Origin of the sequence: Acinetobacter sp. YH01011 (genome assembly GCF_013420785.1) — a bacterium.
GTDB lineage: Bacteria > Pseudomonadota > Gammaproteobacteria > Pseudomonadales > Moraxellaceae > Acinetobacter > Acinetobacter towneri.
The window spans coordinates 95,027-109,168 of sequence record NZ_VOYG01000003.1 but is presented as its reverse complement, the minus strand read 5'-3'; the positions used below and the strand labels follow the sequence as shown (position 1 = coordinate 109,168).

At 41.3% G+C, this 14,142-nt stretch carries 12 protein-coding genes and 1 pseudogene; 8 read left to right on the top strand and 5 right to left on the bottom strand.

Annotated features, from left to right (window positions below; all coding sequences use genetic code 11):
- Positions 1 to 35: 35 nt before the first annotated feature.
- Genes FTT78_RS03130 through FTT78_RS03120 form a run of 3 tightly spaced genes read right to left on the bottom strand, consistent with a single transcriptional unit; the run spans position 36 to position 2,308 of the window.
- Positions 36 to 734 carry a hypothetical protein gene (locus FTT78_RS03130; RefSeq protein ID WP_180043586.1) on the bottom strand — a complete coding sequence of 233 codons (699 nt, stop codon included), beginning with the start codon at positions 732 to 734 and terminating at the stop codon, positions 36 to 38.
- 56 nt (positions 735 to 790) lie between these two features.
- Entirely contained in the window at positions 791 to 1,597 is an 807-nt protein-coding gene (locus FTT78_RS03125; RefSeq protein ID WP_004972288.1) for an SDR family NAD(P)-dependent oxidoreductase, read from the bottom strand.
- Between the two features lie 42 nt (positions 1,598 to 1,639).
- Positions 1,640 to 2,308: a hypothetical protein gene (locus FTT78_RS03120; protein ID WP_180043584.1), complete on the bottom strand. Its 669-nt coding sequence runs from the start codon at positions 2,306 to 2,308 to the stop codon at positions 1,640 to 1,642.
- 251 nt (positions 2,309 to 2,559) lie between these two features.
- On the opposite strand from FTT78_RS03120, the gene FTT78_RS03115 reads away from it, so the two are divergent.
- Both FTT78_RS03115 and FTT78_RS03110 read left to right on the top strand, forming a co-directional pair.
- A complete protein-coding gene (locus FTT78_RS03115; RefSeq protein WP_180043582.1) occupies positions 2,560 to 5,454 on the top strand; it encodes a valine--tRNA ligase in 2,895 nt (964 codons plus the stop codon).
- Positions 5,455 to 5,518: 64 nt separating this feature from the next.
- Complete coding sequence (locus FTT78_RS03110) at positions 5,519 to 6,094, top strand: hypothetical protein (protein ID WP_136144609.1); 576 nt, start codon at positions 5,519 to 5,521, stop codon at positions 6,092 to 6,094.
- A 148-nt stretch (positions 6,095 to 6,242) separates the two neighbouring features.
- Here FTT78_RS03110 and FTT78_RS03105 read toward each other — a convergent pair.
- Positions 6,243 to 6,631, bottom strand: a pseudogene (locus FTT78_RS03105) (endonuclease domain-containing protein).
- Positions 6,632 to 6,780: 149 nt separating this feature from the next.
- Between FTT78_RS03105 and FTT78_RS03100 the strand changes: the two are divergent.
- Positions 6,781 to 7,458 (top strand): YetF domain-containing protein, encoded by a 678-nt coding sequence (locus FTT78_RS03100; protein ID WP_178866190.1) that lies wholly within the window; start codon positions 6,781 to 6,783, stop codon positions 7,456 to 7,458.
- 271 nt (positions 7,459 to 7,729) lie between these two features.
- On the opposite strand, the gene FTT78_RS03095 is transcribed toward FTT78_RS03100, so the two are convergent.
- A complete protein-coding gene (locus FTT78_RS03095) occupies positions 7,730 to 9,013 on the bottom strand; it encodes an MFS transporter (RefSeq protein ID WP_180043580.1) in 1,284 nt (427 codons plus the stop codon).
- 227 nt (positions 9,014 to 9,240) lie between these two features.
- Here FTT78_RS03095 and FTT78_RS03090 point away from each other — a divergent pair, with 227 nt between their 5' ends.
- The 5 genes from FTT78_RS03090 (at position 9,241) to putP (ending at position 14,061) form a co-directional block, all read left to right on the top strand.
- Positions 9,241 to 9,894 (top strand): 1-acyl-sn-glycerol-3-phosphate acyltransferase, encoded by a 654-nt coding sequence (locus FTT78_RS03090; protein ID WP_004972299.1) that lies wholly within the window; start codon positions 9,241 to 9,243, stop codon positions 9,892 to 9,894.
- Between the two features lie 62 nt (positions 9,895 to 9,956).
- The gene (locus tag FTT78_RS03085) at positions 9,957 to 10,874 is read left to right on the top strand and encodes a patatin-like phospholipase family protein (RefSeq protein WP_096902052.1); all 918 of its coding nucleotides are present in this window, start codon (positions 9,957 to 9,959) and stop codon (positions 10,872 to 10,874) included.
- Between the two features lie 130 nt (positions 10,875 to 11,004).
- A complete protein-coding gene (locus tag FTT78_RS03080) occupies positions 11,005 to 11,490 on the top strand; it encodes an NfeD family protein (RefSeq protein ID WP_096902094.1) in 486 nt (161 codons plus the stop codon).
- A gap of 1 nt (position 11,491) precedes the next feature.
- Entirely contained in the window at positions 11,492 to 12,349 is an 858-nt protein-coding gene (locus tag FTT78_RS03075) for an SPFH domain-containing protein (RefSeq protein WP_004972306.1), read from the top strand.
- Positions 12,350 to 12,570: 221 nt separating this feature from the next.
- Positions 12,571 to 14,061: a sodium/proline symporter PutP gene (gene putP / locus FTT78_RS03070; RefSeq protein WP_179991155.1), complete on the top strand. Its 1,491-nt coding sequence runs from the start codon at positions 12,571 to 12,573 to the stop codon at positions 14,059 to 14,061.
- The last annotated feature ends 81 nt before the right edge of the window (positions 14,062 to 14,142 follow it).

The following is a 14,142-nucleotide window of genomic DNA, read 5'->3' as shown; positions in this document are numbered from 1 at the left end:
GTGAAACGCTGTTGAGTAGACACGCGTTTAGTTTCTTAGCAATTTTCTAAATCGCCCGACATTTCATAATGTTGAATACGATCACGTAATTGCATATCAAAATATTGTCGAGTTGTATTTCGCAAGATCATTAAAATAGCTTTGCTTTCTATTACTTTGGCATTACAACGTGTATCGGTTTCTGCCTGATAGCGCGCTACGATTAAGCCGTTTAAAATTTTCTTGTTATGTTGTAAATCATATAAATCGAGTACTTGCGCCGAAAATGGATTGGCACTTGAACGTCCTGCATAATTCCTTCTTAAACCAATTGCCCTTAAGCTTTCAGAAACTTGATACGGCGCCAAATCTAATTGGATAGAACGCAGTTCAATTGCATCTGAAGGCAAAAGCTCTTTCACATGATAGATTGAATGAAGCTTTTGCGTTTTACTATTTACGGTTAAAAAAGTCAGCTGATAATCATCTACAGGTTGATCATCTTTTGTCTGAGTTTCAGCATAAGCAATTAAAGTTTGTTCAGGAACATTGGGGAAATCCGCACAAGCCAAAAAGTCCTCATTCACTGTGGTTGTATTTGTGTGCTGTCGTAAAATCTTTTCAATATATTCAGGTTGTTTACACAACGAATCATCGTTTGTTTGTAATTTGGCAAATGTCGTTTGAGTCATCCCTAAGAAAGCGAAAAGCCACGCGCTGATAAATAAAAAAATACCTTTCATCATTAAACGCATGGCTCATCCTTCTTTTTGTTTTTATTATTTTATTTTGAAGTCACTTTGATTAAAAATTACTTCACTTTGGTTTTACGAATCATTTTATATAAAGTACTTGGCGATAAACGCGACACCAACACGCCCAGTTTTTCTTTAGCGCCCCCGACCACGATATATTCATCGCCTGCCATGAGTGCTTTAACTGTATTTTTAGCAAAAACATCAGCATCTAAACCATTTTCAATGGCTTCATCTTGATGTCCTTGTGGTTTGCCTTCACCATTCAACGCATTAAAAGACACATTGGTATTCACAAATCCTGGGAAAACAACTGAAACCTGTACGCCCTGCTCCGCTACTTCGGCACGCAAACTATTCGCCCACATGTGAATGGCACTTTTCGCTGCAGAATATGACGCGCGATATTGCGTACCCAATAATGCTGCAACACTAGATACAAAAATAATGCGACCATGTTTTTGCTGTAAAAAGGTCGGCAAGACAGTTTTGGTCAGAAAGACCTGAGAAAAATAATCCACTTCCATAATGGTGCGTTCAGTCTGCATAGTGGTATCGGCAATTAAAGCGCGCTGACTTAAACCTGCATTATTAATTAGCCAGTCAATGCGTCCTTTACGTGCCAAAACTTGTTCATACGCATGTAACACCTGACTTTCATTGGTAATATCTGCACATACAGAAAGATGACGTTCAGGATTCAGCAAACTCACGCGTACTTTTTCAAGTTCTTCATAACGACGTGCGGTTAAAATCACTTGTGCACCTTGTAAAGCACACTCTTTTGCCAATGCCTTACCAATGCCAGAAGATGCACCTGTAATCCACACCACTTTATGTTCCAAGTTTTCCCGTTTTGCCATAACCGTTTGTCCGCGTTATTTAAAAATTTAAGTCATCAAAATTTAAGTCTTAGGTTTTGCAGGATGCTGCAAAAACCCAAGAAAATGGTTTAAATATATCTCTGCACTTTCCAAATCGAATTGCGCACCCATTTTTTCTAGGCGTTTATACCCCCGTTGCGTAGTCAAATGAATCACGCCGTTTAAAGTTTTATCGACCACCAAATTAAATTTCAGCATTTTTTTCGGATCACGAATTAAATAACCCACGCCCTGATCAATAATTTGAGTAAACCCTTTAAATGCAGGCGCAATACATGCACTGTTGCCCTGCCGAATTTGCTCAATACAACCCAACGTTTCTTTCATAACAATACTATCGACAGGATAAGTCACAAAACCTTGCCCTTCCTGCTGATACATCATGCTTGCCAGATAATTCACCATAGGCGTTAAGCGTTCATTGCCAAAAAACGACACCGACCATGGCATATATTTTTGCATGGTTTGTATGACTTGCTGAATAATTTTTTCAGATTCACCATCCAGTGAATGACTAGAACGTGACAATTCACCAAAAAGTTGCTCAATAATTTCACAAGAAATATCGGTCAGTACCGCCCCCAAAGCTTTAGATAAACTTTCCGATTCACCTGCATTGAGTTGTTGATGAATGTGTTGAAATCTTTGATATGTTTCTGGTTTTAATTTTAAAGATACAGCATAAGTCATAACTGAACTTGCCTATTTTGACCGTATTGATGTGTTTTCATCTATTTTAAAATCCATTGCTTAAACCCAGTTTAAAACAGTGTTACAGGCAACGGAGAACTTGAAGTTTTTATCATACTTGTCGCCCATCATACGATGAGTTTGCCCAACTGCCAATTGCGATAAGTTTGGCTGAGTTGAATCTCGCTTAGCGGGCAATTTTTTTGCTACAATAGTTGCAATTTTTTATTCACTTTTAACCTGTTCTTACTATGACTGATTCAGCGCAAAATATTGCTACAACCTACGATCCTACCGAGATCGAGAAAAAATGGTACAAGACTTGGGAAGAAAACGGCTACTTTAAGCCGTCTGAAAAAGGCGAATCATTCTGTATCATGATTCCGCCGCCAAACGTCACAGGTAGCTTGCACATGGGTCATGGTTTTAACAACGCCATTATGGATGCCCTCACGCGCTTTAACCGTATGTCGGGTAAAAATACCTTATGGCAACCGGGTACAGACCACGCGGGTATTGCCACACAAATGGTAGTAGAGCGTCAATTGGGCGCGCAAAATATCAGCCGCCATGACTTAGGTCGTGAAAAATTCATCGAAAAAGTCTGGGAATGGAAAGAACAATCTGGCGGTAACATTACCCGTCAAATCCGCCGTTTAGGTTCTTCGGTAGATTGGTCACGTGAACGCTTCACTATGGACGAAGGCTTATCGAATGCGGTGAAAGAAGTTTTCGTGAAACTACACGAAGAAGGTTTAATTTACCGCGGCAAACGCCTTGTAAACTGGGATCCAAAATTACAAACTGCCCTTTCTGACTTAGAAGTTGAGTCGGATAAAGAAGAACAAGGTTCATTGTGGCACTTCAAATATTTCTTTGAAGATAAATCACTACGCACTCACGATGGTAAAGATCACATTGTAGTGGCAACCACTCGTCCTGAAACATTGCTGGGTGATACTGCGGTTGCGGTTGCCCTTGATGATGAGCGTTACTCGCACCTTGTTGGTCAAAACATCATCCTCCCAATTACAGGTCGTGCCGTTCCAATCGTAAAAGATGAGTATGTCGATAAAGAATTCGGTACAGGTTGTGTAAAAATTACCCCTGCACACGACTTCAATGACTATGAAGTGGGTAAACGCTGCGAATTGCCAATCATCAATATCTTCAACAAAAATGCTGAAGTATTGGCTGAGTTTGAATATATTGCGAAAGCAGGCGAACAAATTTCTAAAACCATTCCTGCACCTGCAGACTACATTGGTTTAGAGCGTTTTGAAGCACGTAAAAAATTAGTTGAACAAGCGGAAAGCGAAGGTTGGTTAGATCAAATCCAACCGTACACCTTGAAACCACCTCGCGGTGACCGTTCGGGCGTAATTGTTGAGCCATTATTGACCGACCAATGGTATGTCAAAATTGCACCGTTGGCGCAGCCTGCAATTGAAGCAGTGAAAGATGGTCGCATCAAGTTCGTGCCTGAGCAATACAGCAATATGTATATGGCGTGGATGAACAACATTCAAGACTGGTGTATCTCGCGTCAATTGTGGTGGGGTCACCGTATTCCTGCTTGGTACGATGCTGAAGGCAATGTTTATGTAGGTCGTAACGAAGAAGAAGTTCGTACGAAAAATAATATCCCTGCCGATGTTCAATTAAACCAAGACGAAGACGTACTAGATACATGGTTCTCCTCTGCACTTTGGACATTCTCAACTTTAGGCTGGACAGGCGATGCTGAAAAAGACAAAGCCAACTACTTCTTAAACACCTTCCATCCAACAGATGTATTGGTCACTGGTTTTGACATCATCTTTTTCTGGGTTGCCCGCATGATCATGATGACCATGCACTTCATGAAGAATGAAGATGGCACGCCACAAGTACCGTTCAAAACAGTTTACGTTCACGGTTTGGTACGTGACAGTGAAGGTCAAAAAATGTCGAAGTCTAAGGGCAACGTGCTTGACCCATTAGACTTGATTGATGGTGTTGATCTTGAAACTTTAGTACAGAAACGTACAACTGGTTTGATGAACCCGAAACAAGCGGCGAAAATTGAAAAATCGACCCGCAAAGAATTCCCAGAAGGAATTCAGGCTTATGGTACAGATGCGGTTCGTTTTACTTTCTGTGCATTGGCAAACACAGGTCGTGACATCAAGTTTGATATGAAACGTGTGGAAGGTTATCGTAACTTTGCCAACAAAATTTGGAATGCTACCCGTTTTGTATTGATGAATGTTGAAGGTCAAACGGTTGGTCAAGAAGCACGTCAAGACCTTTGGGAATTGCCTGAACAGTGGATTGTGAGCCGTTTACAAAAGGCGGAGCAAGCTGTTCATCAAGCATTTGCAACTTACCGTTTAGACTTGGCTGCCCAAGCGATTTATGACTTTATCTGGAATGAATACTGCGACTGGTATGTAGAGCTGACCAAACCTGTTCTGAATGATGAATCTGTTTCTGAAGAGCGTAAAGCCGAAGTGCGTCGTGTATTGCTTGCGGTGATGGAAGCTTCTTTACGTCTTGCTCACCCAATCATGCCGTACTTGACAGAAGAAATTTGGCAAACCCTTGCGCCAATGATTGGCTTGGGTGGCGAAACCATTATGTTGGCAAACTACCCTGTTGCAGATGAGGCCAAAATTAACGAACAAGCCGAAGCAGATATGCAATGGCTACAAGGTTTGATTGGTGCGGTGCGTAACATTCGTGGTGAGATGGGTCTAGGTAATGCACGCTTATTACCTGTGCTTTTACAGAACACGACTGAAGCAGAAAAAGCACAAATTTCTCGTATTGAGCCGTTGTTTAAAGCATTGGCGAAAGTTGAGAGTATTACCTTCTTGGCAGATGGTGAACAACCGCCATTGTCTTCTTCTTCTGTAGTGGGTCACGTATCTGTTTACGTTCCAATGAAGGGCTTAATTGACCCGAAAGCAGAATTGGGTCGTTTGCAAAAAGACTTAGACAAGGTTCAAAAGCAGCATGACCAAATTGCAACTAAACTTAGCAATGAAGGTTTTGTGGCGAAAGCCCCTGCGGCTGTGGTTGAAGGCGAGAAAGTGAAACTTGCTGAATTTGCAGATCAGTTAGCGAAAATTAAAGCGAATATGGAGCAAATTGCGGCGCTTTAATGTGTTGTTAGTTTGATCTAATTTGTGTATAAAGGGCTGATTATTCAGCCCTTTGTTTTTCAATATGAGCCAAGATGACATCAATAAATATAAAATTCTATTTGAAGTTTCCAAGCATGAATATCAACTAGAGATCGATAGAAGTAAATCACTGGATGATAAAGCAATTAAATATTCAACAATGGTTGGTATTGTGATAGTTGCCTACTCAGCAGCACTAACCAAGTTAGAAACTTTTACTGCTTATGCTTGCACTTCATTAACTAAATGGATTTTATATATTTTATGTGTAATCTTGTTTATAGCAATTCTAAGCTGTTGGTATAAAATTGCAAAAGTACTTAGTCTTTCTGCACTAGAAAAAGTTCCGTTGGATGACACCAATTTAATTAACACTTTTATGGATAATGACGAAAGAACATGCCTGTGGTATATGGGAGAAATTTATCAGGATTTAATTTCTCGAAATGCCCAAATGCTTGAAGACAAAGTTATTGCTTTAGAAAAAGCTTATTCAGAGATTAATTGTGCAGCAGCTATTTTTAGCATATTATGTCTATATCTATTAATTTTATGGTTAACGGGAGAATGCAATGTCCAGACATACACAGAACTCTCAAAACTCTACATCAAGAAATAATCAAAATACTTTAACAACCCTAACAGCTTCTAGCCGTCCTAGACCTACATGGGTTAAAGATTCTGTTAATTTACCGTCAAATTACAGAGTAACTACGGAAAGTGCTGATCCCCGTGTAGATTTTGAATCAAGCAATCGTCGATAATTTTCAAAATACCTCTTTAATAAAAGAGGTATTTTTCAATTCAGAACACACCTGCCACAAATCCTCCAACACCACATCCACCCTTCCCAACACATCAGAATTCCAATACTGCACGACAGTTAAGCCCAAAGTCTCTAAAAACTGAGTGCGCTCGACATCATAAGCCTGACCATTTTCCGTATTGTGCTGACCGCCATTCAACTCAATGACCAAGCCAATCTCATGACAGTAAAAATCTACAATATACGGTTCAATCATCTACGGACGTCTAAATTTGAGCACCATAAAGCGTTTGCACTAAGTAGTTGCCACAGCAAATTTTCAGCATCCGTAGCAGCATGACGCATAGATTTGGCAAATTGTAATAGTTGTGAATTCATCTTCTGATTCATTATTTTTGTATTTATAGTTTTTAGGCAATATAACAAATTTCTATGTTTCTAAACCACTAAAATAATTGCAGTTCTTTACTCAAAACCACTATTTTACCCACTCAATTTAAGCATAGTATCAAGCATCAAAATAACAAAATAGACAATCTATGGATTGGTTCACCATCTTCATTCACGACACCACATGGACATTTGTTGCAGAATTAATGATTCGTGCTGCACTCATGTTTGGCATGATTATTCTATTTTTACGCCTCACAGGAAAACGCGGAGTACGCCAGCTTTCTATTTTTGAATTGGCCATTATTTTATCGCTCGGTTCTATTGCGGGCGACCCTATGTTCACTGAAGATTTACCCTTGGTACATGCCTTGGTGGTGATGACAGTGGTGATTGGGATGTATCGCCTGACCACATGGCTCATGATGAAATACCAACCCTTTGAAGATTTGATTGAAGGTAAATCGCTATATATTGTAGAAGATGGTGAATTGGTCTTAGAAAAAATTAAGTACGGTAAAATGTCGCATGATGAATTCTTTGCCGAAATGCGCCAACAAGGCGTGGAGCATTTAGGGCAAGTACGTGTTGGCTTACTAGAAAGTGATGGAAAATTCAGCATGTTGTTTTTTCATGGCGATGCCACACGCTATGGTTTACCCTTATTTCCTAAAGCTTGCCAACTCGCGTACCGCATAGTTCCACACACTTATTATGCCTGCATGTATTGCGGGCATGTCCGTTTACTTAAACATGCCAATGAAGTCTGCCCGCGTTGTAATCACCAACAATGGACACAGGCAATCAATACCCCATACCGCAGCTAGAATATGCTGATTTTACCTGCAACACATCTCTATGCGACTTAAACTGTCGCAGGATTGTCATAATTTAAAGTTATACTGCCTGCGCTGCCGAAGTGAAGCACTGAAAGCGCAAATAATAATTTTTGAAAATCACAAAAACGAGATCGGTATCTACTTCAATGTGGATACCTTTTATACTCCAGCGACTCTTTAAAGGTCGCTTTTATTTTTTCCACGCAATGACTTTTTAACGTGGTTTAGGTCTGTCATCCTGTCTTGATGATCTACCTTGTTATTCAAGTGCTGATGATTGAACGCTTTTCGCAAGCTTTGCCCATTTCCAGATCAGTACAAAGCATAGAATCGCAACAATACAAATCAACAGTAAATAATTCGCGTAGCCTAAAGCATCGCCTAAGATTCCACTCAGGGTATAAAGTACCCCGCTCACAGTCGCCATAATCGCAACCTGAAATGTAAAATCAGTCCCTGCATATTGTTTACGACTGTACTGCATAATCAAGGTTAGCATCACTACAAGTAACATGGCAGAGCAAAAATCTTCCGCAGCATTAATGCTATAAATCAGCCAGTGTGCCACATCAACTTGCTGTTCATACAATTCAGCCAAATAAGCATAGGCCACTAAACTCAAAATTTTAAGCACAGAAAAAATGATGAGGGCATGCGCTCTAGACCACCATTTCAGCATCAACCCTGCGATGCCTGCACCCAACAAAGCGGCCATTGCTCCCAACATGGTCACATAAATGCCAATTTGAGAAAAGCTTAAGCCTAAATCTACCATTAAAGGTTTTAATAAAGGGCCATCCAAACCATCGGCAATTTTAAAGCTGAGTAACACCCATAGCCATGCGTACAGTACAGGCGTTTCCACAAAATAGCGCAGATATTCACGAATCGCAGCAAGACGTGCGTGAAATGACATTTTACTTTGAGCTTGAACAAGCACTTGTTTAGCAGCATGTTGTGGCTCTTTAAACATTAAAATTGGCAAGGTATTTAAAAACACCAATCCCGCTAAAATTAAGAAAGTTTTTTGCCAATCTAGCCAATCCAATGCCCACAGAATTGCACCACCACCCACAATAAAGCCCAGTCGTGAACCAACCACCTGAAAGGTATTACCCCAATGTTGCTGTTTGGCTTGTAAAATATTGACCGCCAAACCATCGGTGGCAATATCTTGGGTTGCACCGACCAAGTTCATACCGAGCAAAGCCACAAAAAACACCCACAAATATATAGGATGATTTAAGGACTCAATCGGTAAAAAGGACAGCCCAATCAGCACCAAAACACTCAGCCACTGGCACGGCAAAATCCAGCTACGATAATGCCCAAAATATGAATGTCCAAAGCGATCCACCAAAGGTGCCCAAAACACTTTGATTGACCATGGCAGCATTAACAAACCGAAACCGCCAATATGTGCCAAAGACACACCTTGCGCACGTAAAATCACAGGCAAGGCATGGGTCATAAAACCAACAGGCAAGCCCTGCGCCCAATACAGAGAAAATAACAACAAATAAGTTTGGCGCAAATTGGGCATAGCATCTCAATTTAGATATGGGCAAAAGATCAAAAAAACGCAGTACTACACTAAAATTTTGAATAATGGATTGTTATTTTTCATCACTTTCACATTCAGATTTCGACTATTTTGCCAATGAATCAGACAAAGCGAAAGTCTAATATCTTGAATAGATTTAGATTCATGCGTCATGATATTGGGTATTTATTGTTGTTAATCACGCACGTCAGGATGACATCGCATTCATGAAAATCACCAATCCTTTTGCACGCAGTGCACGGCAATTTCCACAGTTACCCGACCAAGTTCCACAACGTGGAACAGCCAGCAGTCGTGCTTTATTTAAAAATATTTTTTTGGCGCAAGGCTGGCAAATGGTGGGCGAATTTCCCAACTTGCCCAAAGCAGTTGCTATTATCTCACCGCATACGTCAAATATTGATGCGTGGCATGGTTTTACCGCCCTACTCGGTTTAGGTATTCAAATTACTATTTTTGGTAAGCATACTTTATTTGAAACCCCACTCAAGCCACTTTTAAACTGGATTGGGGTAATTCCTGTGGTGCGCCATTCTCCTCAAGGACATACCCAAGATATTATTGAGATTGTACGAAAAAAAGAAAAAATCTGGATTGGTATGGCGCCCGAAGGCACACGTAAACAAGCCGAAAATATCCGCAGTGGCTTTTACCATATTGCCTACGGCGCCAATATCCCAATTGTGATGTTCTCTTTTGATTATGCACACAAAACCATTCATATTTTGGGCGTGTTTCATCCTACGGGCGATTATGCTCAAGATTTAGATGCAATTTATACGCAATATCACGGCAAGTTTTCGGCTAAAAATCCACATTGGTTGGCAAAACCGTTACAAAAGCTTTTGAAAAAGGGCTAGTCAAAGTTTCTATTTTTTGTTCAGATGGGCGCAATATTCTTTGATCTAAATTTAGATTTGATATGCAACTGATTCGTTATTCTTTAGTGGGCGTACTAGCTCTAACTTTGGCTGGCTGCGACAAAACAACAAAAACACCGCCAAGCACCACACCTATCCAAGCACGTGAACCTGTAATTGCACTGGCGCTGGGTGGCGGTGGTGCTAAAGGTTTTGCACATATTGGCGTCATTAAAGTTTTAGAGTCTCACGGGATTAAACCAAAAATTGTCACAGGCACCAGTGCAGGCAGCTTTGTCGGCAGTTTATACGCCAGTGGTAAAAGTCCTTATCAGCTCCAACATATTGCCCTAACCTTTAAAGAATCCGACATTCGTGATTTAACCTTAAACCGTCAGGGTTTTATTGCAGGTCAAAAGTTACAAGACTTTGTCAATCAACACGTAGCCAATAAACCGATTGAAAAATTTCCAATTCGTTTTGCTGCCGTTGCCACACGTTTAGATAATGGACGTAAAGCCGACTTTATTAAAGGCAATGCTGGTCAAGCCGTACGTGCCTCTTGCAGTATTCCGAATGTTTTTGTACCTGCCACCATTGGCGGAACACAATATGTGGATGGCGGCTTGGTCAGCCCAATTCCCGTACAGACGGCTAAAGCGATGGGTGCCGACTTAGTCATTGCAGTGGATATTTCTGCACGTCCAACAGGCAATCAACCTGTCAGCATGTGGGGCTTACTCGATCAAACCCTCAATATTATGGGGCAGCAAAGCATCAATCAGGAATTGGCGCAGGCCAATATCGTGATTCAACCTAAAGTTGGACATATTGGTACTCTAGATTTAAAAGCCAGTAACCAAACCATTTTAGAAGGTGAAAAAGCCGCACAATTACAGGTCAAAGCAATTCTGCAAGCCATCAATAACTTTAAAAAATCACCTGCCGCGCTGAAACCTGCACCGCGTCCGAAATTTTAGGATTCAGTGATTTTTTTAATATTCATAAACTTATTGATCTGTTAAAGTGATGAGAGCGCATCTTTTTAAGTCGATGCGTTTCTCTAAGCAATTAGAATTAACCAATCGTAAAAAATACGCGAGTAGATGTATGGAATTCGTTCTTGAACCTTGGCACTGGTTTGTACTAGGCGTTCTGTTAATGCTTTCAGAACTGGTCTTGCCTGCGTTTGCCGCTTTATGGTTTGGCATTGGGGCAGTCATGGTCGGTATTTTATACTGGATGTTCCCCATGATGGGTACCACTACCCAATTGGTGATGTGGATTATCTTGTCGGTACTGTGTACCTTGGCGTGGTTTAAATTTATCAAACCCTTATCTACCGATAAAACCAAAGCAGGCTTGTCACGCGAAGCCACTATTGGACAAATTGGCATGGTTATTCAAACCAACTTGGAACATGATCAAATTAAAGTCCGTTTCCCGATGCCCGTACTTGGTTCAGACGAATGGAACTGCCGCACCACAAGCCCTGTGCAAGTGGGAGATCGTATTCGCGTGATTGATATTTTGGGTAATGATTTGGTGGTGCAGCCGCATCACAGCGCACATGACAACGAAAAAGTGAGAAATTAAAATGTCTGGTGGATCTATTATTGTTTTAGCGATTTTAGCCTTTGTTGGAATTACCATTTTTAAAGGCGTGCGAATTGTTCCGCAAGGTTATAAGTGGATTGTGCAACGTCTGGGTAAATACCACACCACACTTGCACCGGGACTTAACTTCGTCATTCCTTATGTCGATGAAGTGGCCTATAAAGTCACCACCAAAGATATTGTATTAGATATTCCATCTCAGGAAGTCATTACCCGTGACAACGCAGTTCTGCTCATGAATGCGGTAGCGTACATTAATCTCACGACTCCTGAAAAAGCAGTGTATGGCATTGAAAACTATACTTGGGCGATTCAAAACCTTGTTCAAACCTCATTGCGTTCTATTGTGGGTGAAATGGATTTGGATGATGCCTTGTCTTCGCGCGATCACATCAAAGCCAAACTCAAAGCAGCCATTTCTGATGATATTTCAGACTGGGGAATTACCCTTAAAACTGTAGAAATTCAGGATATTAAACCATCGCATACCATGCAGGCAGCTATGGAAGAACAAGCTGCAGCAGAACGTCAGCGTCGTGCTACCGTAACCAAAGCCGATGGTGAAAAACAAGCGGCTATTTTAGAAGCCGATGGTCGTTTGGAAGCTTCACGTCGTGATGCAGAAGCGCAAGTTGTATTGGCAGAATCTTCTCAACGTGCCATTGAAATGGTCAGCTCTGCGGTAGGTGATAAAGAAATTCCTGTGGCGTACTTATTGGGTGAGCAATATGTAAAAGCCATGCAAGATATGGCGAAATCCAACAATGCCAAAACTGTGGTCTTACCTGCAGATGTCCTGAATACCATTCGTGGTGTTATGGGTCGCAATAATCCATAAGCAAATCAGATAAACATCAAGATGATAGGCAGCTTTCAAGCTGCCTATTTTATGCCCATTCAGAAAAAAATCTGAAATATTTTTTAATGTATGGTTAAATTTCGCGTTTCTTGATGAAATCAGCACCGCAGATGAGATGTCTGCACTCACCAAATTGAGTGACTCACATCTAGCAGCGGTCTGTATTTTAGTCGACTGTCCAAAACCCAAATGGATACTGTATGAGCGCACTCAACCCCACCATTATTACTTTCCTGTTTTATATTGTCGCCATGATTGTCATTGGTTTATTGGCTTATCGCGCGACTCGAAATTTCTCGGACTACATTTTAGGTGGTCGTCGTCTTGGCAGTTTTGTCACTGCACTTTCTGCAGGCGCATCCGATATGAGTGGCTGGTTGCTGATGGGCTTACCCGGTGCCATTTATCTTTCAGGTTTGTCTGAAATGTGGATTGCCGTTGGTCTGATTATTGGCGCATGGCTAAACTGGCTTTTGGTGGCAGGTCGTTTACGAGTACACACCGAAGTACAGCACAATGCACTGACTTTGCCTGATTATTTTTCTAACCGTTTTAATGATCAAAGAAAAATTTTAAGGATTGTATCTGCCTGCGTAATTCTAATTTTCTTTGCGATTTATTGTGCTTCGGGCATGGTTGCAGGTGCGCGCTTATTTGAAAGTATGTTTGATCTGCCTTATAGCACTGCATTGTGGATTAGTGCTATTGCCACCATCAGCTATGTGTTTATTGGTGGTTTCTTGGCAGTCAGCTGGACGGACACCATTCAGGCTGGCTTGATGATTTTTGCGCTCTTGCTGACCCCTATCATTACCCTACTCAGCTTTTCTGACCTAAGCCAAGTCACACTTGCTTTAGAAGCGGCTCGTCCGCAGGCGCTGAATTTAGTCGGAGATTTAAGCTGGGTCGCGATCATTTCCCTCATGGCATGGGGCTTAGGCTATTTTGGACAGCCACATATTTTAGTGCGTTTTATGGCAGTTGATTCAGTCAAGTCTATTCCGAATGCACGTCGTATTGGCATGACATGGATGACACTATGTTTAGGCGGTGCGGTGGCTGCGGGCTTTTTTGGTATCGCCTACTTCCAGCAACATCCTGAACTGGCAGGTGTGGTCAATGCCAACCCTGAAACAGTATTTATGGAACTGACCAAAATCCTGTTTAATCCGTGGGTGGCAGGTGTGGTATTGGCTGCAATTTTAGCTGCCGTGATGAGTACCCTAAGCTGTCAACTTTTGGTCTGCTCAAGTACTTTAACCGAAGATTTTTACAAATCATTCTTACGCAAAAATGCCTCACAAAATGAATTGGTGTGGGTCGGACGCGGCATGGTACTCATGATTGCGCTGCTTGCTATTTGGATGGCGGGTAATCCTGAATCAAAAGTCTTGGGATTGGTTTCTTATGCTTGGGCAGGCTTCGGTGCAGCATTTGGTCCACTAATCATTTTGTCTTTGTTCTGGAAACGCATGACTTTAAATGGTGCATTGGCGGGGATGGTTGTCGGCGCACTTATGGTCATTCTTTGGAAAAACCTTTGGGCAGATACAGGTATTTATGAAATTATTCCGGGCTTTGTCTGTTCTTGGATTGCGATTGTCGTAGTGAGTTTATTGGGTAAAGCGCCAAGTCATGAAGTGACAGACCGTTTTGAACAGGCCGATCAGCAATATAAAGAATCGCACTAAGCTGTAGATTGATCTGCATAGAGATAAAAAAGCGAGACTGTAAATAAAACCAGTGCCTTGAATTGCACTGGTTTTTTTATG

Coding starts and splice junctions, on each gene's coding strand:
- FTT78_RS03085 (WP_096902052.1), top strand. CDS start 9,957: ATGCAACTGATTCGTTATTCTTTAGTGGGCGTACTAGCTCTAACTTTG.
- FTT78_RS03075 (WP_004972306.1), top strand. CDS start 11,492: ATGTCTGGTGGATCTATTATTGTTTTAGCGATTTTAGCCTTTGTTGGA.
- FTT78_RS03095 (WP_180043580.1), bottom strand. CDS start 9,013: ATGCCCAATTTGCGCCAAACTTATTTGTTGTTATTTTCTCTGTATTGG.
- FTT78_RS03130 (WP_180043586.1), bottom strand. CDS start 734: ATGCGTTTAATGATGAAAGGTATTTTTTTATTTATCAGCGCGTGGCTT.
- FTT78_RS03120 (WP_180043584.1), bottom strand. CDS start 2,308: ATGACTTATGCTGTATCTTTAAAATTAAAACCAGAAACATATCAAAGA.
- FTT78_RS03080 (WP_096902094.1), top strand. CDS start 11,005: ATGGAATTCGTTCTTGAACCTTGGCACTGGTTTGTACTAGGCGTTCTG.
- putP (WP_179991155.1), top strand. CDS start 12,571: ATGAGCGCACTCAACCCCACCATTATTACTTTCCTGTTTTATATTGTC.
- FTT78_RS03100 (WP_178866190.1), top strand. CDS start 6,781: ATGGATTGGTTCACCATCTTCATTCACGACACCACATGGACATTTGTT.
- FTT78_RS03115 (WP_180043582.1), top strand. CDS start 2,560: ATGACTGATTCAGCGCAAAATATTGCTACAACCTACGATCCTACCGAG.
- FTT78_RS03125 (WP_004972288.1), bottom strand. CDS start 1,597: ATGGCAAAACGGGAAAACTTGGAACATAAAGTGGTGTGGATTACAGGT.
- FTT78_RS03090 (WP_004972299.1), top strand. CDS start 9,241: ATGAAAATCACCAATCCTTTTGCACGCAGTGCACGGCAATTTCCACAG.
- FTT78_RS03110 (WP_136144609.1), top strand. CDS start 5,519: ATGAGCCAAGATGACATCAATAAATATAAAATTCTATTTGAAGTTTCC.